This is a genomic window from Flagellimonas algicola (genome assembly GCF_005937185.1).
GTDB classification, from domain to species: domain Bacteria; phylum Bacteroidota; class Bacteroidia; order Flavobacteriales; family Flavobacteriaceae; genus Flagellimonas; species Flagellimonas algicola.
Window position 1 is genome coordinate 914,109 of record NZ_VCNI01000001.1, and the last position, 23,787, is coordinate 937,895.

Sequence of the window (23,787 nt, forward strand, 5' to 3'; positions counted from 1 at the left end):
AATTTTGACGCGTTGAACATCCAAACTAGCTGTTAGGCAAGTATATAGGGAAATTGTTTGTCAATGAATGCCAAGTCCACCAGATTGTTTTTTATTGATGCCATTAGGGCCTGGGCCATTTTGATGATGCTACAAGGACACTTCATTGATGGCCTCTTAGATCCCGTTTTCAGGGACAGGGAAAATATGGTTTTTAAAACCTGGCTTTATTTCCGTGGAATTACTGCCCCCGTATTCTTTACCGTATCTGGATTTATCTTTACATACCTGCTCATCAGGGTTCCCCAAAAAGGGTTTGATAATCCGAGGGTTAAAAAAGGGATTCGTCGTGGTTTGCAATTGTTGCTCATTGGCTATTTACTCCGTACCAACTTTGTTGGTTTATTAAGCGGAAATATCTATGGTTCCTTTTATCTGGTGGATGTTCTGCACTGTATTGGTCTTTCCATTTTGGCGGTAATAGGAGTCTATCTCTTTGCTGTTAAAAGAAAATCTTATGTGTTTCCAGTATTATTGTTGGGAATAACTTTGGTTTTATTTTTGTTTGAGCCCGTTTACAAGCAGTGGTCTTTTGGCTTTTTGCCAGAAATATTGGCCAATTATTTTACCAAGGCCAATGGTTCCGTATTTACCATAATCCCATGGTTGGGCTATGCTACGGTAGGTGGTTTTTTGGCGGTGCTGTTTACACGGTTCAAGGATTTTAAGTACCTATATCCTGTTGCGATTTCCATGGCGGCAATAGTGGGTTCAGCTTTGATTTTTTATTCTTCTTCCGGATTTGTATCCCTCTTCCAACTCACCGGAATTGAATTGTTCCACATGATTCAATCCAACAATTATCTCTTTATTCGGCTAGGGGATGTATTTGTGGTCTTTGCCATTTTCATGATCATTCGAAAATTCCTGACCAACCCTACAATTTTAAAAATTGGTGCCAGCACCCTTTCCATTTATGTAATTCACTTCATTATCCTTTACGGAAGTTTTACAGGTATGGGGCTTTATCGTTTTTTCAAATACAGCTTCAGTCCAGTAGTCGTAATTTCCGGAGCCATAGTGTTTATGTTCGTATGTACTTATCTCGCCTTGGCTTACAATAAGCATGAGGCCGAGATCAAGTCCCAATGGTCCAATGGTGTTTCCGTCCTAAAAGTGAAGGGCCTTGAGCTTTACCAAAATGGAAAACCCGTGCTCAAAGAAGCTTCAATGAAATTGAAACTGTTTTTGAACCGGGTTCTTAAAACCGCCAAATAAGCGACTTTCTATTTTAAATATGAATAGGCCTGTTTTCCGTGGCCGCCAACGCAGCTTCCTTGACCGCTTCGGCATAGGTAGGATGCGCATGGCTCATTCGTGCCATATCTTCTGCTGATGCTCTAAACTCCATGGCAGTTACTCCTTCGGTAATCAAATCGGCACAGCGCGCTCCAATCATGTGTACTCCAAGAACTTCATCTGTGGCTTTATCAGCTAGAATTTTCACAAATCCATCAATATCCATACTTGCCCTTGCTCTTCCCAATGCCCTCATTGGAAATTGGCCAACTTTATAGTCAACTCCCGCTTCCTTGAGCTGCTCCTCCGTCTGACCCACCGCAGCTACTTCTGGCCAGGTATAAACCACACCAGGAATCAGATTGTAATTGATATGTGGTTTTTGACCAGCCAAATATTCCGCTACCAAAGTTCCTTCCTCCTCTGCCTTATGGGCCAACATGGCACCACGTACCACATCGCCAATAGCATAGATGTTGGACACATTAGTTTGTAGATGTTCATTGACCTCTACCCTACCGCGGTCATCCAATTTCACCCCTGCGGCTTCAGTGTTAAGTCCATCCGTATAAGGTCTTCTTCCTACAGAGACCAGACAGTAATCCCCAGTAAAAGTGACCTCCTGTCCTTTCTTGTCATCTGCTTTGACAATCACTTCATCTCCTTTGCGTTCCACAGATTTCACTTTGTGGGACAAATGGAATTTCATCTTTTGCTTTTTCAAGGACTTCATAAGCTCTTTGGAAAGTCCGCCATCCATGCCAGGAATGATTCGGTCCATGAATTCCACAACACTTACCTCAGCACCCAAACGCTTATACACTTGACCCAATTCCAATCCAATAACACCACCGCCTATCACAATCATGTGCTTTGGAATTTCTTTTAGTTCTAGAGCTTCCGTGGAAGTAATTATTCGCTCCTTGTCCAATTTGATAAAGGGTAAAGTAGACGGTTTGGAGCCTGTGGCAATAATGGTGTGCTTAGCCTCAATCGTCTCAGTTTTACCACCTTCAGAATCAATATTGATATGGGTAGCATCCTTAAAACTCCCTAAGCCTTGATACACATCGATTTTGTTTTTATCCATCAAAAATTGGACGCCTTTAGTGGTTTGGTCAACCACACCTTGCTTACGGGCAATCATTTGCTCAATGTTTACCTTTACTTCACCCGGGATATCAATACCGTGCTCTTCAAAATGTTTGACAGCATCTTCGTAATGATGGGAAGAATCCAATAGGGCCTTGGAGGGAATACAGCCAACATTGAGACAGGTTCCGCCCAAGGTTGCGTATTTCTCAATGATTGCGGTTTTCATTCCCAATTGTGCGCAGCGAATTGCCGCCACATAGCCTCCAGGTCCAGAGCCAATAACGGCCACATCGTATTGATTCATATCTATTTATTAGGGATTTAATTCGTTTTGATAATGAGTACAAAAATAACAATGTTTCTTTGAAAAGCCTTTTCTTTTTCCGATTTGATTTAGCCCACATGGGTATTCTGACAATGTTGTGTTAAAGGGGTGATCCACGCCACAAAAATTGTTTAAATTCAAGGGTTTTTGTTTTATGCGTACGCTTAGATTACAAAATGAACTTGAGCTATTTGTGGCAGGGATGGGTGCTGTGCAAAGCCTGTTTCTTTCCGTTTACAGCTTGTTGGAACGCAAATGGGATTTTAGGAACCTGTTGCTGTCTCTTTTCTTTTTTGCCATCACCATAAGATTGACCAAATCCATACTTTGGGTCTATCTGGATACCAGTCCTATCTGGTTTATTAACTTGGGGTTTGCAGCCCATGCCCTTACCGGCCCTGCGCTCCTATTGTATGTCTGGCACTTTCTTTTTCAAAAAAAATGGTCCCATTGGAATTGGTTTCATTTTGTTCCTGGCCTGCTCCTCTTGCTTTTTATCAACTTTTTAACCAGAGATGGGTTTTGGTATGTTGGTGGTTACTCGGCATTGCTATTCCATCAAATGATTTATGCATTGGGTGGCTTGGTTCTTCTGGGAATATTTCTTAGAAAAAAACCGTTACGTGTCCAACCAACCAAGGGAGCCAAAATTTGGCTTATCACCTTGATACTGGGTACTGCTACCCTCCAGTTTCTTTATTTTTCCAATTATATCTTAGGGATTACCCCGTACCTCTTGGGTCCCCTGCTGTATTTACCTTTCATCTATTTCTTGGCATTTGTATTGTTCAAAAATCCAAAGATCCTACAGCATGTGACCCCCCATAAAAATGGTGGCCCTAAACTATCGGCAGAGGAACTAGGTGTACTGGCCGACCGACTCAAAAAAACTATGCAATTCGAAAAACTATACCTTGATCCTGATTGTACAATGACTAAGGTGGCCAAAGCCACCAGCATGCAACCCTACTTGGTTTCCTATGTGGTCAATAAGGTGATAGGAATGGGATTTCCGGATTTCCTCAACTCTTATAGAGTGGAGGCGGTTAAAGATAGACTTATCCACCCCGATTACAAGCATACCAAGATAGCCAGTATCGCATATGATTGTGGATTTAATACGCTCTCTGCCTTCAACTCCGCTTTCAAAAAAGCTACTGGTTCCACTCCAACAAAATTTCAAAAGGAACAGGTTTCTTCTTAAGGATTTATAAATCTGTCACACTAATTTATTTATCGCATAGCCTAATCCCAATAGCGTTCACATCTTGGTATTCCAATTAGGATACTGGATGAACCATTTATTTAGACCTTATAAATTGCACAAAGACAATTCGCACGGACTTCAGGAAAAAAGACTTGTGGCATTATGCGCATTTTACTTCTTCTGTTTACTCTGTGGTTATTTTATCCTCCGTCCCCTCCGGGACGAAATGGGCATCTTAAACGGGGCTATAAACATGCAATGGTTGTTTACCGGAACTTTCGTGGCCATGTTGATGGTCGTTCCTGTTTTTGGATGGGCGGTGAGCAGGTTTTCTATTAGTAAGCTGTTGCTGTATTCCTATGGGTTCTGCATTGTCAACATTATAGTGTTCTATTTCCTATTCACTTTGTTTGGCTCCTCAAGAGGAATGGCTGCGGCTTTTTTTATTTGGCTTAGTGTTTTCAATTTATTTGTTGTGTCCCTTTTCTGGAGTTTTATGGCCGATGTATTTGACGGCGCGTCCTCCAAACGTTTTTTTGGTATTATTGCTTCTGGAGGAAGTCTAGGCGCGCTAGTGGGGCCGGTTATCGCCAACGTGGTCGGGAGCAACTTTTCCATCGGAATCCTCTTATTGGTTTCTGCTTGTTTTTTGTTGATGGCGGTCTGTTGTATTCATTTCATTCTAAAACTTCAGCCCCACAAAACCAAAAGGGCCGTTAAGACCAACCCACCTAGACTAACCTCTTCCCAGCTTTTTGAAGGCATACGATACATTGCCAAATCTCCATACCTTTTGGGCATAGTAGGCTTTGTGCTGCTATATACCTCTATATCTACGGTATTGTATTTTGAGCAAGCCCATATTGTGGAAAAGGAGCTATTATCCAGTGCCGCCCGTCTTGGCTACTTTTCAAGGTTGGATTTCACTATCAACGCCATTGCCATATTTGGACAATTCTTCCTAACCGCCAAAATCATTCGCAAGATTGGATTGTCCATAGTTTTGGCTTCTGTGCCCCTGTTGGTAGGGCTTGGATTGATTTTTTTAGGTCAAAACCCGACCTTGACCATAATCGCTTCGCTCTTGGTCCTTCATCGCGCTGGCAATTTTATGCTACTAAGACCAGGACGTGAAATTTTGTTTACGGTAACCGAATTTGAGGAAAAATTTAAATCCAAAAACTTTATAGATACTGCCATCTATCGCGGCGGTGATGCACTAGTGGGGTGGCTTTTTGCCGGAGTGGCTTCCCTTGGTTGGGGTCTTGGGTTCATTGCCCTGGCAACCATTCCTCTTTCATTTATCTGGAGTCTGGTCGGTTTCCGATTAGGTAAAATGCAGCTTGTTAGGGAGAATGACTTAACTTTAAAAAAGAAGATGTATGAAGAACATGTATAGTAGAAGAGACAGCTTGAAATTGTCATTGTTAGCCGGATTGGGACTTTCGCTCCAGCCCTCCTATGGATTTTTTAACTCCAAGGACAAAGTCCGAACTCGACCCATACCCAAATCAGGTGAAGCATTACCCGTTGTTGGTTTGGGTACCTGGCAGACTTTTGACGTGGGCACCTCAGTTGAGAAACGCAAATTATTAACCGAAGTATTGAACCAATTACACGGGTTTGGAGGCTCAGTAATCGATTCTTCCCCAATGTACGGAAGCTCAGAAAAAGTAGTTGGTGACTTAACCGGGCAACTTGATTTTCAAAAAGAGTTGTTCTACGCCACCAAAGTTTGGACTTCTGGAAAACAGGCAGGAATACGGCAAATGGATTCCTCCTTCAATAAAATGGGGGTCAAAAGAATGGACTTAATGCAAATTCATAATCTTGTGGATTGGAGAACGCATGTAAAAACGCTGAAAGATTGGAAAGCCCAGGGTAAGATTCGTTATTGGGGAATTACCCACTATGTGGATTCCTCCCATGAATCCCTGGAACGCATTATTGCTTCGGAGCGTCCAGACTTTGTCCAATTCAATTACTCCATCAGATCCAGACATGCGGAAAAATCCTTGTTCAAAACCATTGAGAAATACCAAGTGGCCAGCTTAATTAACCAACCGTATGAGGGTGGTTCTCTTTTTAGGGCTGTACGGGGTAAAGAACTTCCTGCTTGGACCAAGGAGTGGGATATTCACAGTTGGGGGCAGTACTTTTTAAAATTCATACTCTCCAACTCCAATGTAAGCTGTGTTATTCCCGGTACCTCCAAACCGCATCATATGATAGATAATATGGGAGCTGGTCTAGGCAGAATCCCAAATAGGGAAACCCGGGAAAAAATGGCCTCCTACGTAAAGTCACTTTAGAAAAATTTTACATTGGGGCCAAAGGGAATTTAACGGCACCATAGCACCCTATCCAAAGACCACCAATATGGGAAAGATATAGTCCGGTTTCAAACCAAACAGGACCGTGCCAGTGCCCGCTGGATGTAAGGACCAGAAACTCCCCAATAATGAAAAGTGAAATTAAAAATAAGGGTAAAAAATTATCCTTGACGACAATCAAAGTCGAAATAAATCCAGCGATTACCGCAGAAAGAAAAAAGGCCGTGCTTCCAAAAAATAATTCTTGCATGGAAGACGTACAAAAACTTAAGCCTTTGAACAAAATGTTATGTGAGATGGTGGTATAAAGTATTAGAGAGAGCCCCCCTATGACCGTGGAAAGCACCGTGAGTAAAACCCGTGTACGCGAATTCATGAGTAAAAGGATGTTTTTTGATTGTGGTTCGTTTCTTGATTTGACCAAAAAATTAGGAATATCCCGGGAAAATGGAATCCACTTTAACATCGATTTACGTTAAACTTTGCTAAATAGGAATCGCTGTACTATGCTTCACTTCGCTGATTACAAAGGAGCTTTGGGTACTTCCAATATTGCTGATAGCGGTAAGTTTGGTCACCATAAATTCACGGTACTTTTCCATATTTTCCACATGAATCTTTAGGATGTAATCATAATCCCCACTGACGTGAAAACACTCTGAAACTTCCTGCAGTTTTAAAACTTCCCGTTCAAATCGAAGTACGTTCTCTTTGATATGTTGGGCCAATCTAATATGGCAAAGCACGGTGAAGTTTCGTCGGATCTTGGATTTATCCACAAGGGCCACGTAACCGGTAACCACCCCTTGCCGTTCCAGCCTTCGAATACGTTCATAAACTGCGGTTTTAGACAAGTTTAGGCTATCTGCATATTGCTTGGTGGTCTTTTTACTATCCTCTTGAAGGAGTTGTACTAGTTTTTTATCAATTTCATCCAATCCCATACCGACCTTTTTTCCGTAAATCTTAAATTATAACGAAAATTAATGATTAATATTCTTAAATATACATAAAAATGGAACTATGTTCTAAAATTATTAATCTTTATTGATTTTTTATCCACCCATAGGTACTTTTACTGCAAAACTTACCAAATGAGCTACAAAGCATCAGACAAAATTCAGGATCTTCAATATTTTGGGGAATTTGGTGGGGTAAACCCTTCCATTTCCGATTCATCCACCTATACCTTTTTATCGGCCAAGACGATGTTCGACACCTTCGAGGGCAATACGGAAGGTTGTTACCTTTACAGTAGACACTCCTCTCCATCCAATCTGTATTTGGGAGAAGCCATGGCCCAATTGGAAGGTACCGAATCAGCCAATGTTTATGCCAGTGGGATGGGCGCCATCAGTGCCGTTATCCTACAATTGTGTAATGCTGGAGATCACATTGTTTGCAGCAGAACCATTTATGGGGGCACCTATGCCCTATTGAAGAACTTCTTGAAGAAATTCAATATAACTACCTCCTTTGTAGACATCACCAAATTGGACTCGGTTGAAGCTGCCATCACCCCAAAGACCAAAATGATCTATTGTGAGGCAGTCAGCAATCCATTGCTTGAGGTTGCCGATTTGCCGTCCTTGTCCGTTTTGACCAAAAAACATGGGATGCCCTTGGTAGTGGACAATACTTTTTCACCCCTTTCCATCAGTGCAGCCAAACTGGGCGCTGATATTGTTGTACATAGTCTCACTAAATTCATTAATGGAAGCAGCGATTGTGTAGCTGGTGCCGTATGTGCTTCCAAAGATTTTTGTTTGAGTTTGAAAGATGTCAATGACGGAGCTGGCATGCTTTTGGGAAGTACCATGGACAGTCTTCGGGCTGCATCGGTTCTTAAAAACATGCGGACACTTCATATCAGAATCAAAAAGCACAGCCAAAATGCGCTATATCTAGCCCAACAATTTGAAAAAGATGGTTTAACCGTGGTTTATCCAGGCTTAAAATCACATTCTGGACATGAAACCATGACTTCCCAGTTCAATCCTGAATTTGGATATGGTGGATTACTCACTTTGGATGTGGGTTCACTGGACATGGCCAATGCTTTGATGGAATTGATGCAACGTGAAAAATTAGGGTACCTGGCCGTGAGTCTCGGGTTTTACAAAACGCTTTTCAGTGCTCCGGGCACTTCTACTTCTTCCGAAATCCCTTTACAGGAACAGGAGGCATTGGGATTATCCCAAGGATTGATTCGCTTCTCTATTGGTTTGGACAACGATATTCACAAAACCTATTTGACCATGCGTGCATGCATGGAGCGGCTAGGAGTTTTGCAGACAGGTAAAGTGCTTGTTTAAAAGCTGCTTAACCTCATGGTTTGCAGAACAGGATGCAATGTTGTAATATTACTCGTTAACAAAACCAGACTACATGGCGGAAAAAGCCCAAAAACCCAAGTTTAGAGAAGCAGAAAACATCGTAGAAAATAAAGAACTCAACATTTGGGAAGCGCTGATTCCAGTTTTCGCCTTGGTGGCCATGTTGGCCTACAACGTTTTTGTTTTTGGTGATAGTGCCATTGAGGGGTCCAATCAGTTTATTCTCTTGCTTGGTGGAGCTGTCGCTGCCATTGTTGGTTTTAGAAACAAAGTTTCCTACAAACAAATGTTGGCCGAAGTTGCCGAAAATGTGAGATCGACCACAGGAGCCTTATTAATTCTCCTGATGGTGGGGGCATTGGCAGGTACTTGGTTGATTAGCGGAATTATCCCCGCCATGATCTACTACGGACTTTACATTCTGAATCCGACAATTTTCCTTGCTGCCTGTGTGGTTATTTGCGCTATTATCTCCATTGCCACCGGAAGTAGTTGGACTACGGCAGCAACCGTAGGTATCGCACTTATTGGTATTGGGGATGTGTTGGGCATTTCATTGGGTATGACAGCCGGAGCGGTGCTTTCTGGTGCCTATTTCGGAGATAAAATGTCGCCTTTGAGCGATACCACCAATCTGGCACCGGTAATGGCCGGAGGTGAGCTTTTTTCGCATATTCGATATATGGCACTTACCACAATTCCTACCATATCGGTAACCTTGTTAATCTTCATCATAATTGGCTTTTCCATAGAATCCACGGGGCCAACAGACGCTTCCGAAATTCTTGGGATCATCGGGGAACGATTTAATATAAACGGATGGCTGTTCATAGTTCCTATTGTCGTCATCTTTTTGATTATAAAAAAGACACCACCATTGGTGGCCCTTTTAATCGGAACATTGCTTGGCGGGGTTTTTGCCCTTATTTTTCAACCGGGTATTGTGAGTTCTCTTGGCGGCGGAAATGGGCTTTCGTTTGAATCTGGGTACAAAGGAGTACTCAATGCCATTACGGTTGAAACCCAACTGGAAGCTCCAGAGAAATATAGTAAGCTGTTTAAATCAAAGGGAATGGCCGGAATGCTCGGCACCATTTGGTTGATTGTTTGCGCTATGGTTTTTGGTGGAATCATGGATGGTATTGGCGCTTTGCAGCGAATTACCAAGTCCCTTTTAAATATGGCCAAGACCACTTTTGGTTTGTTTGCCAGCACCGTCGGCAGCTGTCTTGCCTTAAATGTAACAGCATCTGATCAATATCTAGCTCTAGTGGTTCCCGGGAAAATGTTCGCCAAAGCCTACGAGGAACGTGGGCTTGCACCAGAAAACCTAAGTAGAACATTGGAAGATTCAGGGACGGTAACTTCCGTCCTAGTGCCATGGAACACCTGTGGTGCCTATCATAGTGGCGTACTAGGGGTTCCCGTTATAGATTATTTTGCTTTTGCCATTTTCAACTGGTTAAGCCCATTTATGACCTTGTTGTTTGCGGCTTTCAAAATCAAGATCAAGCAATTAACCACAAAGTAAAACGCTTTATAAATAAGAACCTCTTGGTCGCCCAATGGTGATTCAGAAAGCTAGTTGTAGATTTTATTGTTCTCGTCTCCGCCAGCAATCAGAAAGACCATTAAATCACTTAGTTCTTTCTCGTTTAAACTGTTTATTAAACCAGCGGGCATTGCAGATTGCGAAGATTCTTCAACTTTAGCTATATCAGATTTTTTTATGGTACTTGTCATATCGGGAGAGAAGGCATTTATACTAACCATAATTTCGTCGTCTCTTTCTTCCACTGCCCTTCCTCTAATGGTATTGCCATTAGTTAAATGATAAATGGTGTTTCGATATCTGTCTGAAACTGTTTTAGAAGGATTGACAATAGCTTCTGCAATGTCTTTAATTGAAAAACGTGTTCCTATTTGTGTCAACTCTGGTCCTGAATTGCCTCCAACACCTTTTATACTATGGCATGCAACGCATAATGAGGCTCTATAAAAATTTTCTCCGTTAGCAAAGTTTGCATCCTTTTTATTTTCGGTAAACGCCTTCTCCACCGCAGCGACTGTATAGTTTTTTCCAGGACCATCTGGCATTCTAACATCTTTCATCAAATCTACTTGTTGATTCATGGATTCGCTTGACAAAGATTCAAAATACGCTCTTTCCTCATCAGGAACATTATCCAAAGCTTTACGTTGAATGGCCTTTATAAAATTAGCATACTGTTTACCCCCAGACTTTTTTAACGCTCTATTATACCATCTAAAATAACGCTCCCGAAGTGCTTTTGTCCAACCAGATTTCACTTCGCTTAGACTTTTGGCATAGCTGATATTTTGCTGATTGGGCATATTTTTGAGCATGTTTTCTACGTCCTTACCATACTGATCACTCCTTTTGGTAATATCCCCCGATAAATAAATTGATTTTAGATTGGACGTAATGGTGTCATTCTCCATTTTATAAATTGTAGCCTCCAAAATTTCAGATGTATCCAGGTAACTCAACAACTTTGTTATTTCCTTATTAAGATGTTCTGATTCTTTTAAGTGATGCGGTAATAATTTAGTGGCAATAGCTCTTTGTAAAGATTCATCAGTGTTTTGACTGCTTCTGATCAGCAATAATTCTATGGCTCTTAAGAAGTCTATCTTCTCATTTGAGGTTAAATCTGTCCAATCCAATTTTATTAAAGCTTGTAATGCCATTGCTCTATCGGTGTCTTCACCTTGATGGGCAATGGCAATCGCTAAGGCAATTTTTCTTAAAACACTTGCATCCCGAGATACTTTGTGTTTCCAAACAGTAACGTCTTGATTTTCTAAAGCTACTCTAGATGAAAATCGAATATACCTATCCTCATGATCTAAATTTTCAACAAGAAAATCTATTTGATTTGGATTTTTTATGCTTTGATACTTTTCAATTTCTTTTCTAAGATTTCTTTCGTTTTCACCCAATTCGTTTGGAGTTGGCATCTTAACTTCATTATTCAACGCACCTGTATAGGATAGTTTATATAAAGCGGACTCCAAGCGCCTGCCTCCTGTCAAGAAATACATGGCTCCATCATTTCCCACAATCCCATTGGTCAAGGGTAAGGGCACTCCTGAAATAAACTCAGTAACTTCAGCCATATAGCTACTTCCTTTGGGGGTCAAACTTGCAAAATACATGGTACCATAACTCCAATCAAAAAGATAAAATCCATTCTGGTAATACTCTGGGAATTTCAAGCCTTCGCCTTCCAAAAGTCCCGTTGGAGATCCTTGCCCTAAATTTGCAACACCGGGTAAGTTATCCGGGAATAGAGCATCAAACTTACCTGTTCCTGTACGCCAACCAAAATCGCCACCACTTGTTAAATGGCACAGTCTAATAGGCCTATACCAGGGCATTCCCATATCGTATTCCATATCAGAATCAAACCCAAATAGTTCTCCATCCGAATTAAAGGCTATATCGTACGTATTTCTAAGTCCAACATTTAAAAGTGTCCATTCCTTACCTTCAAAATCAGTTTTAACCACCCAACCACCAGGAGCTTTTACATCATTGGCGTGACCACTGGGGTCTTTAATCACTGGTAATAAATTATCTTCGCCCCAATTCTTGGGTATCACACTTCCAATATCTTCTGGAATATCGGTATGATTTCCTAAAACCATAAACAGTGATTGTCCGTCCGGTGCCAAAGTTATGTTGTGCGGACCATGCTCTCCCCAACCATTAAATAATCTTAAGGCGGTAACCGTGTCAAATTCATCATCATTATCTGTATCCGTAATTTTATAAAAACCACTTTGAATGTTTAAGTCGTTTTCACTGCTTGCGTTTACCAAGGCGTACAACGTATTTTCATGCCAGAGTAAACCTTGCGCCATCCCTATTTTAATATTAACCTCTTTAACAACAATGCTATCTACTTTGTTTTCTGACCCAGGCAAGCTTACTCTGTAAATAGTTCCAAATTGGTCCGAAGCATACAAACGTCCTTTATCATCTTTGGCTACGCTCACCCAAGATCCCTGCTCATGTTCACCGGGGCTATATAACTTCTCTATGTTAAAGCCTTCGGGAACCGTTATATCGTTGATTGTGATTTGCTCAGTAATAGGCCCAGAGAACTCCTCTTTACAGGAAACGGTAAAACCTAAAACCATGATAAGTATAGAAACCTTAGCTAATTTTAAAATAAGACTTTGACTCTTAGTCCTTTTTTGATGATTGTGCATTTGAAGATTTGTTTTTCTTTAGTTTTTAGTTGTGGTTTGTTTAGAAAAAGTTGCGCAAACTGCTCTATGCCAGTAAATTGAAATATGCACAACTTTGAATCAAATTACAAGAAAATAATGGGGTATTGACAAACTGGGTGTAAAATCAAGTTTTTGGAACAGATAAGATTGTCGAAACTCGGCTACATTAATGTCAATATTACCTAAATGCATTACGGATGTAGCCTATGCTGCCTTTAAATCTTAACACGTTTAAAAAATTATCAGAAATATAGTTGATACATTATGAGTTCATATTTCTATTTGCTTGATTCTTTCAGTTCGTTCAATAATTTCCCTCCTTTTTTACACAAATGGAAATACGTGTTTTTGTCAGCAAATTAAGATTCAAAAACGAACAAGTTTTGATATGCAAGGGCTAAATTTGTCATCCCATAAATCAAACAAATTATGACATTAGTTGGCAAAAAATTTCCAAATCTAGAAGTCAATGCAATTGACAAATCCGGTATTACTTCCAAGCTTAACATTCTTAAAAAAGCACAAGAATCGAACAAAAAAGTGGTGCTATTCTGGTACCCCAAGGATTTCACGTTCGTGTGTCCAACAGAATTGCATGCTTTCCAAAATGCAGTGGAAGAGTTTGAAAAAAGAAATACCCTTGTCATCGGTGCTTCTTGCGACACCGCAGAGGTGCATTTTGCCTGGTTGAATACCGAAAAGAAAAATGGAGGTATTGAAGGTGTTACCTATCCCCTGTTGGCAGATAGTAATCGAAACTTGGCCTCTACACTGGGTATCTTGGACATAACTGATGAAAAATATGATGAGGAGACCAAGGTTTTCACTGTAGAAGGTGATAATGTAACCTATAGAGCCACCTACTTGATTGATGAAGAAGGAACCATCTTTCACGAAAGTGTGAACCACATGCCGCTTGGTAGAAACATTGACGAGTTCATTAGACTAATTGATGCGTATACCCATGTACAAGAAAAAGGCGAGGTTTGTCCTGCCAATTGGAATAGTGGTAAAGAAGCTATGCATGCCGACAGAAGTGGTGTAGCAGAATACCTATCCAAGCACGCTAACTAATTCCATAAAGTGGATACAAAACTCTGGGATTGACCTGTTCCTGGCCATAAAAACGAAGGAACATATCGAAATAAGACAGGCCCATTGGAAAAACTTTTTCAATGGGCTTCCTTTTTTGCCACGGACTTTGGATTATTTAGTAATTTCACCCTTCTTAAAACTTTTCATATGGCATCAATAACACTAGGCGGAAATCCCGCCAATACAGTTGGAAACCTTCCCTCAGTAAATTCCCAAGCACCAGCATTTAAGCTCACCAAATCCGATATGTCCACCAAAACACTTTCGGACTATCAAGGAAGCAAAGTGGTTTTAAATATTTTCCCAAGCGTGGATACAGGTACCTGCGCGCAATCCGTAAGACAGTTTAATGAAGAAGCTGCTGAGCTTAACAGCGTAAAAGTGCTTTGTATTTCCAAGGATCTACCATTTGCCCAAAATAGGTTTTGTGGAGCGGAGGGCATTGAAAATGTGGAGATGCTTTCCGATTATAAAACAGGTTCTTTTGGTCAGGATTATGGCCTTGCCTTTGCAGATTCTGCTTTTGAGTCCTTGTTGTCAAGATGTGTTGTGGTTCTGGATGAAGGAGGAAAGGTAATTTACACCGAGCAAGTTCAGGAAACCGGAGACGAACCCAATTATAAAGCCGCCTTAGAAGCCTTAATGGATGCCTAAGGAACCCTTCTTTGTCAATAGGATAAAAAGTGTTGGCTTTGCCTTTAAAGGGCTGTTCCTGCTTTTAAGAACAGAAGCCAGTATTAAAATCCAATTTGTAATTGCTCTCCTCATGACCGCGGCTGGCTTTTATTTTGAAATCTCAGCTGGGGAATGGATGGCACAGTTATTATCTATTGGTATGGTTATGGGAGTAGAAGGCTTGAATACAGCCGTGGAAAAAATATCGGACTATATTCAACCCAATGAAGATCCAAAAATTGGTTTTATAAAAGATATCTCTGCCGGAGCCGTTATGATAGTATCCATTATTGCTTGCATCGTTGGACTTGTTATTTATGTGCCAAAATTGGTATAGGAACATCTGTTTCCGTGGTAAGCATCGTAAATTTGTAAATTAGCCCCGTTATTAATCATTTGCATGGCCAAGAAGAGGACAAAATTCAAACCTAAATCCGCCAAAAAAAAATTATCGCTTAAACCGTCCAAACAGAACAAGATTATTTTGGGCAGTTTGCTCATTGTGCTCAGTATTGCCCTGTTCTTCTCCTTTATGTCCTATTATTTCACTTGGCAGGAGGATCAAAGTTTACTTACCGAGTTTAGGGACCGCAACGCAGAAGCCAACAATTTGCTCAACAAGTTTGGTGCTGCGATAAGTCATTTTTTTATGTACAAAGGTTTTGGTTTGGCCTCCTTTGTATTTCCACTGCTACTGGCGGTTACCGGACTCTATCTCTTTTTGGGATTGAACAGCAAAGGGCTGGTAGGAAAATGGATTTGGGGATTGATAGGTATCATCTGGGTATCCATTGCCCTTGGTTTTTTCGCCATGGAGCAACCTCTTTTAGGTGGACTCATTGGCTATGAAATGAATGATTTCCTTCAGGATTATGTCGGTAAAATTGGGGTGTTCCTGATTTTGATTTTTGTCTTGATGGTCATCTTGGTTCGCTTGTTCAATTTTAGTCCGGAAGGAATAGGCAACTTCTTTAGGAACCAAAGACAAAACCTTAAAACTGATTTTAAGAAGAAAGAATCAACAACAAAAGTTTTGGACGCCGATACCAACAGCATCGAACTAAGTACAGAGGAAGAACCTGTTTTGGTGGATACCTATACCCATAAAAAAGACATTCCTTCCTTAAATCCGGAAGCCGGTTTGGATGTGAACCTCCCGAAAGAGGAAGAAATCGACATTGCCCTGAAAGTAGAAACTGTAAAAGAGGAGAAAGAAGAAAAGGATATCAAGGCGGAAAAATTGGTGAAGGATTTTGGGGAGTTCGACCCAAAGCTGGAACTGGGCAATTACAAATTTCCCATAATTGACCTCTTGGAACCCCATGGAGCTTCTGCTGGAATTACCATCAACCAAGAAGAGCTTGAGGAGAATAAGAACCGAATCGTTAGCACACTTAAGAACTATAAGATTGGCATTGCTCAGATCAAGGCAACCATAGGTCCCACCGTGACGCTATATGAAATTGTGCCTGAAGCAGGGATTCGAATTTCCAAAATCAAAAATCTAGAGGATGATATTGCGCTTTCGTTGGCCGCTTTGGGCATTCGTATTATCGCCCCTATCCCTGGCAAAGGGACCATCGGTATTGAAGTGCCTAATAAAAATGCTTCCGTGGTATCCATGCGTTCCGTAATTGCCTCCAATAAATTCCAAAAGGCCGAAATGGAATTGCCCATTGCCTTTGGAAAAACCATCAGCAACGAAACTTTTGTGGTGGATTTGGCGAAAATGCCCCATATGCTCATGGCTGGTGCCACCGGTCAGGGTAAATCTGTGGGTTTGAATGCTGTGATCACTTCCCTCTTGTACAAAAAACATCCAGCGGAAATTAAGTTTGTACTGGTGGATCCCAAGAAAGTGGAACTGACCCTGTACAACAAGATTGAACGACATTTCCTGGCTAAACTTCCGGATTCCGAGGACGCCATTATCACGGACAACACCAAGGTGATCAATACCCTGAATTCACTTTGTATTGAAATGGACAACCGCTACGAGCTGTTGAAAACGGCCATGGTGCGTAATATCAAAGAATACAATGTCAAATTCAAGGCCCGCAAGCTGAATCCCAACGACGGTCATAAGTTCTTACCCTATATTGTTCTGATCATCGATGAATTTGCCGACCTGATTATGACGGCAGGCAAGGAAGTGGAAGCTCCTATAGCCCGTTTGGCCCAGTTGGCAAGGGCTATTGGAATTCATTTGATCATAGCCACCCAAAGACCCTCTGTAAATGTGATCACCGGTATTATCAAAGCCAACTTCCCGGCGCGGATTGCGTTTAGGGTGACTTCTAAAATAGACTCTAGAACCATTTTGGACACCCAAGGAGCTGATCAACTTATTGGACGTGGGGATATGCTCTTTACTCAGGGCAATGATGTGACCCGACTTCAGTGTGCTTTTGTGGACACCCCGGAAGTAGCAAAAATCACCGAATATATTGGGTCGCAACGCGCCTATCCAGATGCCCACCTACTGCCAGAATATGTAGGCGAGGATTCTGGCACGGGGATTGATTATGACATAGCAGACAGGGATGCCATGTTTCGGGACGCTGCAGAAGTCATCGTTAATGCCCAGCAAGGTTCCGCATCGCTGATCCAACGTAAATTAAAATTAGGTTATAACAGGGCAGGAAGGATTATAGATCAATTGGAAGCAGCAGGAATTGTTGGTCCTTTTGAAGGAAGTAAAGCAAGACAAGTATTGGTTCCTGATATCTTGGCCCTAGATCAACTTTTAGAAAATGAAACAAAATAGCACAATGTTCAAAAAACTATTTCTTTTTATCGGGCTTTTTGCCATGGGTTTCTTTGCCCATGCACAGAATGCAACCAAGGCCAAAGCGCTTTTGGAAGAGGTGTATGGCAAGGCCAAAAGCTACGATAACATTCATATTGATTTTAAATATGGTCTTGAAAATTCAGAGGCCAACCTAAAACAGGAATCCAGTGGTAACGTGACCTTAAGTGGTGACAACTATCTCTTGGATTATTTGGGCGCCCAAGTGATGAGTGATGGTTCCAAAGTTTACACTATTGTTCCTGAAAACGAAGAAGTCACCATTGAGGCTATTTCAGAAGACGACAACAACATTACTCCTTCCAAAATGTTGACTTTCTATCGCTCCGGACATAACTACGCCTGGGATATCCTTCAAAATGTGGGCGGAAGAAAAATCCAATACGTGAAATTAACTCCCATCGATTCCAACACCGAAATAGCGTCCATTCTTTTGGGAGTGGACATGGGAACCAAGCATATCTACAAGCTTATCCAAACCGGTAAGAACAGCACTAAAACAACGATTACCGTTAATTCTTTCAAAACCAATCAGCCATTGTCAAGTACACTGTTTACCTTTAATGCGAAAAAATTCGAGGACGACGGGTACTATATCATAAGAAATTAGGCATTGAAGATACTTGACCGGTATATATTATATAGGTTTCTCTATAACTTCTTTAGCTCCTTTTGCATCCTGATTGTCATATTCATCTTCCAAGGAATATGGCTTTTTATAGATGATTTAGCAGGAAAGGGACTTGGCGTGGTAATCATAGCCAAGTTCATTTTTTATTTTATCCCCACGCTGGTGGACAAGGTACTCCCACTAACTGTATTGTTGTCATCCATTCTCACCTTTGGAACCTTTGCGGAAAACTATGAGTTTGCCGCCATGAAGGCCTCCGGTATTTCCCTTCAAAGGGGGATGCGCAGTTTGATAGTTTTTGTGCTCTTTTTGGGCGTGGTTACCTTTTTCTTTGCCAACAATATCATCCCCAAATCCGAACAAAAGATGTTCAACTTGAGGCGTAACATTGCCAAGGTTAAGCCTGCTGCGGCCATAACCGAGGGCGTGTTCAGCGATTTCGAGGGTACCGGTGAGGGTATGAACATTAAGGTGGATAGAAAATATGGGGAGCAAGACCGCTTTCTGGACAATGTAATCATCCACATCAAGGACAAACAGGCGGTAAATACCACGGTCATAAAAGCAAAAGAAGGGGAACTGATCAGTAGTGAGGATTCTGATATTATTGAGTTGGTGCTTAAAGATGGTAACTACTATAAAGAAATAAAACCCAAAAGAAGTGAGGAAAAAAGGAAACATCCTTTTGCCAAAGCAAAGTTTGAGACCTACACCATCAACATCGATATTTCCGAACTGAACAACCAGGATTTGGAGGAGGAAGGAAACATCACCACGGACAAAATGAAAAACGTTGTCCGCTTGGTCAAGGATATTGATTCATTGGAAAAGAACAATTTGGAAAAAGTAGAGGCCTTTTCAAAGAACATTATCACTCGAATGGGGGCCTTCCCTGTTCCCACCAAACAAGACAGCATCCAAAAAGCGCAAAGGGCCAAGCTTGACAAACCTGACCTAACCGAAAAGAAAAAAGCCCAGTACGATAGCATTTCTACCATTAAGGAGTTTATCAAAACCCTTCCGGAGTGGCAACAGTTGCAAATTGTTACTTCTGCCCGCACCTCCACCAAGAGTATATTGACCACGGTTATTGGCAAAAAGGAAGAGTTGCAAAAACGTTTTAAGTTCTATAATAGCCATATTCTATCCCTGCATAAAAAATATGCCCTGGCATTCTCCTGTATTATCCTGTTTTTTGTAGGAGCTCCCTTGGGTGCCATTATTAGAAAGGGTGGTTTGGGATTGCCCATGGTGATTGCCATTATCCTGTTTTTGGCCTATTATTTTATTGGGGTGTTTGCAGGGAACTACTCCAAGGAGAACAATATACACCCTATATTGGGTGCCTGGTTATCTACCTTGATCATGCTCCCCATGGGAATTTCCCTTACCCGACGAGCCACAGCGGACAGAGGGCTGATTGGGTTTGGACATATTATGGATGGAATAAAGAACCTGTTCAAGAAAAAGGATGAAGACCAAGAGGAGGAATCTGTAGATTATGAAACTTCTTTAATTGAATCTTCCCCTGAATATCTAAAACTTCATGGACACGACAATCAAAAATTGATGGACATTGTCCAACGCTATGAACAGTACAATTATGGCACAGAGGTTCGAAACACGGCAATTAAAATTCTGGGGGCAAGAGGGATTTCCTTAGACGAATTGCGTATGACCGGGAAGTTAAGTAACCCCAAGTCCCGAGAAGGTAAAAAATTATTGAGCGAATTTGAACGGAATTCAAAAATGGCTTTTGTGTTTTTCATTACGAACATGGCTATTATTCCAATAGCAGCCTTTCTGCCAGAGTTCAAATACATCGATGTAATTTTCGATATTGTAAGTCCAATACTTTCACTTGCAACTCTTGCCTATATAATTTTAGGAGGTATAACCTATACTAGATTATACCGTCTAGTTAAAAACAGCATCAAGGTCATACCCTTTTTGATCTATGTGTTTGGTGCCGTTTTCTATATTATTTTTGTCTTCTACTATAAGAGTGATATCAAAGAAGAATTGAAGACAATTCGTTAATTAATGCTTGTGAACATAGACAATCAAAAAATTCAACTCAATGCCATAGAAGAAGCCATCGAGGACATCCGACAAGGCAAGGTGATTATTGTGGTAGATGATGAAAACCGTGAGAATGAAGGGGATTTCTTGGCTGCTGCTGAGCTCATTACGCCGGAAACGGTAAATTTTATGGCCACCCATGGCAGAGGGCTTATCTGTGTCCCTTTGACCGAAGGACGTTGCGAAGATCTTGGCTTGCATAAAATGGTTAGTCATAATTCCGACCCCTTGGAAACAGCTTTTACCGTTTCGGTGGATTTACGAGGAAATGGAGTTACTACGGGTATTTCAGCTGGTGATCGGGCCAAAACCATTATTGCATTGACCGAGCAGGGTACCAAACCACATGATCTGGCAAGACCTGGTCACATTTTCCCTTTAATTGCCAAGGAAGGTGGGGTACTCCGCAGAACAGGACATACGGAAGCAGCCATAGATTTTGCCCGTTTGGCCGACCTGAAACCTGCTGGGGTTATCGTCGAAATCATGAACGAGGATGGCAGCATGGCAAGATTGCCAGAGCTACGAGAAGTGGCCAAAAAGTTTGATCTTAAAATTGTTTCCATCGAGGACCTGATTGCCTATCGCATGGAACATGATAGCTTGATTGAGCGGAAGGAGGCCTTTGACATTAAAACCCGATTTGGGGACTTCCGTTTGCGTGCCTATAAACAAACCACCAATGACCAAGTGCATATTGCATTGACCAAAGGACATTGGAAAACGGGTGAGCCTGTACTTACTAGAATCAATTCCACTTTGGTGAATAATGATATGTTGGGTACCCTTACCAACAACCCTGATGAGCGATTGCAACGCATGTTTGACGCCTTAAATGCTGAAGAAAAGGGAGCGATGATCTTTATCAACCAGGGCAACCGGTACATGAATTTGTTGGGTCGGTTGGCAGAATTAAAGAATCTGCAAGCTGAGGGCATTTATAAGGCTCCAAAAATAGATATGGACACTAAAGATTTCGGAATTGGGGCACAAATTTTACATGACTTGAATATTTCTAAACTTCGACTATTGACGAATTCTGCGCAGACCAGACGGGTGGGCATGGTAGGTTATGGGTTGGAGATTGTGGAATATGTCGGCTACTAATTGTTTGACTTTGGACTTTAGACCCAAGGTAAAGGCTTAATCTTCCTCCATTAACCGTATCAGCTCATTTACCTTTTTCAACCGGGGAATAAATTCTTTTTTGACCCCTCTTTTATTTAACCAGTATGTGAATACTCCAACAGCAGTAAATGCCGACAGGCCAACCCATACTTTCTTTATTTTTATAATTTCCTGCCAGGTTTTATTCGGCAAATCCAAAGAGCCGATCAAAAAAATGGTGCAACCTGTTAAACCGGGAAGAATATACCAGTATAAAATACTTTCAAGCAGTTTCTTTTGTTTTTCCAGATAATCCTTGCTCTCCTTTAAATAGTCAAGATAAGTACTAGTCTCACTGGGCTTAGTCTTTTTGACTTTCAAAAGTTTATAAATCACGTACCCACAATAGACCGCTATCCAAAACGCACCGATTTTTGCCAATATATTGGGCTGCCTATAAACTTGATACAAAAAAAGAGGGGTCATTAGTATTGCTGCACTAATTTCTACGAAATCGCGTCTTTTAACAGCCCTATCAAAACTGTTCAATTTGGTTTGCACGTCCAACATCAACTTCGATTTTTCAAACTTAATGCGCTCGTGCTTTGGCGAGGACTGCCATATCTGGATCAACTCGTTCTCAATCATAACTTTTCATTTAGACAGTTCAACAGTTTTGTTTTGATGCGTTTAACGCGGACGGCTATCGTATTTTCCTTTAATCCCATAATGGCGCCAATCTCTTTATAGGGCAACTCCTCTAGATAAAGGGTGATGATGGCCTTATCAATTTCATTAAGATGTCTAACACATTGCCTCAATAATTCCAATTTGTGTCGACTCCCGCTCTCTTCCTGATGCCCACCAATCTGTTCAATGCAAAAGCTTCCAATCTCGGAAATCCGTTTTTTATCCCGCAATAGATTGGAACGGTATCGAAGCCCCACATTTAGGGTAATCCGATACATCCAAGTAGTCAGAGATGAGTCTCCATTAAAATTGGGCAGGGCTCTCCAGATGTTTACCAATACCTCCTGAAATAGGTCTTTGGCTTCTTCTGTATTGTTCGCGTATGAATAGCAAACACGAAGTAATTTTTCTTGGGATTCGTCCAAGGCGTTCAGGAAGGTACGCTCTAAATCTTTGTTCATTAGGATTGCAGCCTTTATTGGTTTAGTTACATGCCATTTGAAAATATGACATGAAAACCAAAAAAATTGCAATCCGTTATGGAATTACCCTTTTAAAGTCGAAGAATGGTGCCTACAGAATTTTCTGTAACTCATCGGACATCGTTTGGGCCCTCTGCTTAACATCGTCCGCTGTCCAACCCAGTTTAATCAAACAGGAAATATTACGCCCCACCCAATGGTCGGATGAAGAGAAATCTGCCTTTTCATAATCTGGAAGAGCTTCCAGAACATCCTTTGGTAATTTGCCCAACGATTTCTTATGCGTCAAATGCTCCCATTTACGGTAGTAATGCCAATTGTTGTTGTACCAATAAAAACAACCATCCACTCCTGCATCACCCAAGGCTTTTTGAGCTTGCAGTGCCAATGCTTCTGTAGGAAGGAAAAAACTAAGGAAGGAATAATTCTCCTCGCCCCCCTCTGGCACTGTTCTGAATTGGACGCCATCAATTTTGCTTAACGCCTCCCGCAGTAAAATGTAATTTTTCTTTTGAATATCAATAAATTCATCCAAACGGGATAACTGTGCCAATCCCACTGCAGCATTCAGCTCTGAAATGCGATAATTATAGCCCAAAAACGGATGCGCCTCTGCTCCCCTATCGTTTCCTATATGATCATGCCCATGGTCGGAGTATTTATGGGCATTCTGATAATAGGTTTCATTGTTGGTAAGTATGGCACCTCCTTCGCCACAGGTTATGGTTTTCACGTAATCGAAGGAAAAGCAGCCCAAATTCCCGATGCTCCCCAATGGTTTTCCATGGTAGGTTGCCCCGATGGCTTGGCAGGCATCTTCCAACAACAACAGCCCATGCTGATCGCAGATAGTTTGTAGTGCATCCAGATTTGCCATGGAACCGCACATATGCACAGGCATAACGACCTTGGTCTTTGGGGTAATGGCTTTCTCAACAGCTTTAGGGTCCAGAGTTAAAGTATCATCCACATCAACCAAAATGGGAATTGCTCCCAATGCCAGAATCGATTCAAAACTGGCCACAAAAGTGAAGGTGGGCATAATGACTTCATCTCCTGCCCCAATGCCTGCACTTGCCAAAGCCACGGTCAGCGCAGCCGTTCCGCTACTCACCAAATGCACATGACTTGACCGCATTTTTTTCGCCAAGGCTACTTCCAACTCTTTGGCCTTCCAATGATCATTTCGCATTCCCTCAAAGCCATAGCGCATCAGCACCCCAGAATCCAGGACGTCCTGGACCTGCGCTCGTTCCTTATCTCCAAAAAGTTCAAATCCAGGCATATTGTATTTTGTTATTGGTTATTGAAACTACAAAATCCCAATTTCGTTTCTTTTAAAACCCGCAGCTATACTCCTATACTCATTGCTCATTGCTCAT

Annotated in this window: 19 protein-coding genes and 1 pseudogene; 13 read left to right on the plus strand and 7 right to left on the minus strand. The window is 41.5% G+C overall.

From position 1 onward, the window contains the following. Window positions 1–63 precede the first annotated feature (63 nt). Window positions 64–1,257 carry a heparan-alpha-glucosaminide N-acetyltransferase domain-containing protein gene (locus FGG15_RS03985; protein ID WP_138833447.1) on the plus strand — a complete coding sequence of 398 codons (1,194 nt, stop codon included), beginning with the start codon at window positions 64–66 and terminating at the stop codon, window positions 1,255–1,257. A gap of 13 nt (window positions 1,258–1,270) precedes the next feature. Here the strand turns inward: FGG15_RS03985 and lpdA are convergent, their stop codons facing one another. Continuing rightward, a complete protein-coding gene (lpdA, locus tag FGG15_RS03990) occupies window positions 1,271–2,677 on the minus strand; it encodes a dihydrolipoyl dehydrogenase (RefSeq protein ID WP_138833449.1) in 1,407 nt (468 codons plus the stop codon). 175 nt (window positions 2,678–2,852) lie between these two features. On the opposite strand from lpdA, the gene FGG15_RS03995 reads away from it, so the two are divergent. The 3 genes from FGG15_RS03995 to FGG15_RS04005 all read left to right on the plus strand — a co-directional run bounded on the left by FGG15_RS03995 (window position 2,853) and on the right by FGG15_RS04005 (window position 6,217). After that, window positions 2,853–3,902 carry an AraC family transcriptional regulator gene (locus FGG15_RS03995; RefSeq protein WP_138833451.1) on the plus strand — a complete coding sequence of 350 codons (1,050 nt, stop codon included), beginning with the start codon at window positions 2,853–2,855 and terminating at the stop codon, window positions 3,900–3,902. Between the two features lie 88 nt (window positions 3,903–3,990). Next, window positions 3,991–5,304: an NTP/NDP exchange transporter gene (locus tag FGG15_RS04000; protein ID WP_138833453.1), complete on the plus strand. Its 1,314-nt coding sequence runs from the start codon at window positions 3,991–3,993 to the stop codon at window positions 5,302–5,304. Next, on the plus strand, window positions 5,288–6,217 hold the full coding sequence (locus FGG15_RS04005; RefSeq protein ID WP_138833455.1) for an aldo/keto reductase: 930 nt from the start codon (window positions 5,288–5,290) through the stop codon (window positions 6,215–6,217). The genes FGG15_RS04000 and FGG15_RS04005 overlap by 17 nt, the downstream gene beginning before the upstream one ends. Before the next feature lie 7 nt (window positions 6,218–6,224). Here FGG15_RS04005 and FGG15_RS04010 read toward each other — a convergent pair whose 3' ends face one another. Continuing rightward, a complete protein-coding gene (locus tag FGG15_RS04010) occupies window positions 6,225–6,614 on the minus strand; it encodes a hypothetical protein (protein WP_138833457.1) in 390 nt (129 codons plus the stop codon). A 109-nt stretch (window positions 6,615–6,723) separates the two neighbouring features. Next, the gene (locus tag FGG15_RS04015; protein WP_138833459.1) at window positions 6,724–7,182 is read right to left on the minus strand and encodes an Lrp/AsnC family transcriptional regulator; all 459 of its coding nucleotides are present in this window, start codon (window positions 7,180–7,182) and stop codon (window positions 6,724–6,726) included. Window positions 7,183–7,332: 150 nt separating this feature from the next. Between FGG15_RS04015 and FGG15_RS04020 the strand changes: the two genes are divergently transcribed. Next, window positions 7,333–8,553, plus strand: coding sequence for an aminotransferase class I/II-fold pyridoxal phosphate-dependent enzyme (locus FGG15_RS04020; RefSeq protein ID WP_138833461.1), 1,221 nt, complete (start codon window positions 7,333–7,335; stop codon window positions 8,551–8,553). A gap of 73 nt (window positions 8,554–8,626) precedes the next feature. Continuing rightward, on the plus strand, window positions 8,627–10,105 hold the full coding sequence (gene nhaC / locus FGG15_RS04025; protein ID WP_138833463.1) for a Na+/H+ antiporter NhaC: 1,479 nt from the start codon (window positions 8,627–8,629) through the stop codon (window positions 10,103–10,105). A gap of 50 nt (window positions 10,106–10,155) precedes the next feature. On the opposite strand, the gene FGG15_RS04030 is transcribed toward nhaC, so the two are convergent. Beyond that, on the minus strand, window positions 10,156–12,813 hold the full coding sequence (locus FGG15_RS04030) for a c-type cytochrome (protein WP_138833465.1): 2,658 nt from the start codon (window positions 12,811–12,813) through the stop codon (window positions 10,156–10,158). A 450-nt stretch (window positions 12,814–13,263) separates the two neighbouring features. Between FGG15_RS04030 and FGG15_RS04035 the strand changes: the two genes are divergently transcribed. The 7 genes and pseudogenes from FGG15_RS04035 (at window position 13,264) to ribB (ending at window position 21,233) form a co-directional block, all read left to right on the plus strand. After that, entirely contained in the window at window positions 13,264–13,908 is a 645-nt protein-coding gene (locus FGG15_RS04035; RefSeq protein ID WP_138833467.1) for a peroxiredoxin, read from the plus strand. A gap of 168 nt (window positions 13,909–14,076) precedes the next feature. Beyond that, window positions 14,077–14,583 carry a thiol peroxidase gene (gene tpx, locus FGG15_RS04040; protein ID WP_138833469.1) on the plus strand — a complete coding sequence of 169 codons (507 nt, stop codon included), beginning with the start codon at window positions 14,077–14,079 and terminating at the stop codon, window positions 14,581–14,583. Continuing rightward, window positions 14,576–14,941 carry a diacylglycerol kinase family protein gene (locus FGG15_RS04045; protein ID WP_138833471.1) on the plus strand — a complete coding sequence of 122 codons (366 nt, stop codon included), beginning with the start codon at window positions 14,576–14,578 and terminating at the stop codon, window positions 14,939–14,941. Before tpx ends, FGG15_RS04045 begins: the two co-directional genes overlap by 8 nt. Before the next feature lie 63 nt (window positions 14,942–15,004). Further along, complete coding sequence (locus tag FGG15_RS04050; protein ID WP_138833473.1) at window positions 15,005–17,371, plus strand: DNA translocase FtsK; 2,367 nt, start codon at window positions 15,005–15,007, stop codon at window positions 17,369–17,371. 4 nt (window positions 17,372–17,375) lie between these two features. Then, window positions 17,376–18,023: an outer membrane lipoprotein periplasmic chaperone LolA1 gene (gene lolA1 / locus FGG15_RS04055; RefSeq protein WP_138833475.1), complete on the plus strand. Its 648-nt coding sequence runs from the start codon at window positions 17,376–17,378 to the stop codon at window positions 18,021–18,023. Window positions 18,024–18,026: 3 nt separating this feature from the next. Further along, window positions 18,027–19,523: pseudogene (locus tag FGG15_RS04060) on the plus strand (LptF/LptG family permease); the annotation flags it as partial. A gap of 564 nt (window positions 19,524–20,087) precedes the next feature. Continuing rightward, entirely contained in the window at window positions 20,088–21,233 is a 1,146-nt protein-coding gene (gene ribB / locus FGG15_RS04065; RefSeq protein ID WP_138833479.1) for a 3,4-dihydroxy-2-butanone-4-phosphate synthase, read from the plus strand. Between the two features lie 36 nt (window positions 21,234–21,269). On the opposite strand, the gene FGG15_RS04070 is transcribed toward ribB, so the two are convergent. From FGG15_RS04070 to FGG15_RS04080, 3 genes are all read right to left on the minus strand, one after another. Beyond that, window positions 21,270–21,881, minus strand: coding sequence for a hypothetical protein (locus FGG15_RS04070; RefSeq protein ID WP_138833481.1), 612 nt, complete (start codon window positions 21,879–21,881; stop codon window positions 21,270–21,272). Continuing rightward, window positions 21,878–22,384 (minus strand): RNA polymerase sigma factor, encoded by a 507-nt coding sequence (locus FGG15_RS04075; protein WP_138833483.1) that lies wholly within the window; start codon window positions 22,382–22,384, stop codon window positions 21,878–21,880. The genes FGG15_RS04070 and FGG15_RS04075 overlap by 4 nt, the downstream gene beginning before the upstream one ends. Before the next feature lie 112 nt (window positions 22,385–22,496). Further along, window positions 22,497–23,690: a DegT/DnrJ/EryC1/StrS family aminotransferase gene (locus FGG15_RS04080; protein WP_138833484.1), complete on the minus strand. Its 1,194-nt coding sequence runs from the start codon at window positions 23,688–23,690 to the stop codon at window positions 22,497–22,499. Window positions 23,691–23,787 lie beyond the last annotated feature (97 nt).

Excerpts from the sequence above, each read along its gene's own strand:
- FGG15_RS04035 (WP_138833467.1), top strand. The coding sequence starts at position 13,264 with ATGACATTAGTTGGCAAAAAATTTCCAAATCTAGAAGTCAATGCAATT.
- FGG15_RS04050 (WP_138833473.1), top strand. The coding sequence starts at position 15,005 with ATGGCCAAGAAGAGGACAAAATTCAAACCTAAATCCGCCAAAAAAAAA.
- FGG15_RS04020 (WP_138833461.1), top strand. The coding sequence starts at position 7,333 with ATGAGCTACAAAGCATCAGACAAAATTCAGGATCTTCAATATTTTGGG.
- lolA1 (WP_138833475.1), top strand. The coding sequence starts at position 17,376 with ATGTTCAAAAAACTATTTCTTTTTATCGGGCTTTTTGCCATGGGTTTC.
- FGG15_RS04075 (WP_138833483.1), bottom strand. The coding sequence starts at position 22,384 with ATGAACAAAGATTTAGAGCGTACCTTCCTGAACGCCTTGGACGAATCC.
- FGG15_RS04070 (WP_138833481.1), bottom strand. The coding sequence starts at position 21,881 with ATGATTGAGAACGAGTTGATCCAGATATGGCAGTCCTCGCCAAAGCAC.
- FGG15_RS04030 (WP_138833465.1), bottom strand. The coding sequence starts at position 12,813 with ATGCACAATCATCAAAAAAGGACTAAGAGTCAAAGTCTTATTTTAAAA.
- ribB (WP_138833479.1), top strand. The coding sequence starts at position 20,088 with ATGCTTGTGAACATAGACAATCAAAAAATTCAACTCAATGCCATAGAA.
- FGG15_RS04080 (WP_138833484.1), bottom strand. The coding sequence starts at position 23,690 with ATGCCTGGATTTGAACTTTTTGGAGATAAGGAACGAGCGCAGGTCCAG.
- FGG15_RS04045 (WP_138833471.1), top strand. The coding sequence starts at position 14,576 with ATGCCTAAGGAACCCTTCTTTGTCAATAGGATAAAAAGTGTTGGCTTT.
- FGG15_RS04000 (WP_138833453.1), top strand. The coding sequence starts at position 3,991 with ATGAACCATTTATTTAGACCTTATAAATTGCACAAAGACAATTCGCAC.
- FGG15_RS04010 (WP_138833457.1), bottom strand. The coding sequence starts at position 6,614 with ATGAATTCGCGTACACGGGTTTTACTCACGGTGCTTTCCACGGTCATA.
- tpx (WP_138833469.1), top strand. The coding sequence starts at position 14,077 with ATGGCATCAATAACACTAGGCGGAAATCCCGCCAATACAGTTGGAAAC.
- lpdA (WP_138833449.1), bottom strand. The coding sequence starts at position 2,677 with ATGAATCAATACGATGTGGCCGTTATTGGCTCTGGACCTGGAGGCTAT.
- FGG15_RS03985 (WP_138833447.1), top strand. The coding sequence starts at position 64 with ATGAATGCCAAGTCCACCAGATTGTTTTTTATTGATGCCATTAGGGCC.
- FGG15_RS04005 (WP_138833455.1), top strand. The coding sequence starts at position 5,288 with ATGAAGAACATGTATAGTAGAAGAGACAGCTTGAAATTGTCATTGTTA.
- FGG15_RS03995 (WP_138833451.1), top strand. The coding sequence starts at position 2,853 with ATGCGTACGCTTAGATTACAAAATGAACTTGAGCTATTTGTGGCAGGG.
- nhaC (WP_138833463.1), top strand. The coding sequence starts at position 8,627 with ATGGCGGAAAAAGCCCAAAAACCCAAGTTTAGAGAAGCAGAAAACATC.
- FGG15_RS04015 (WP_138833459.1), bottom strand. The coding sequence starts at position 7,182 with ATGGGATTGGATGAAATTGATAAAAAACTAGTACAACTCCTTCAAGAG.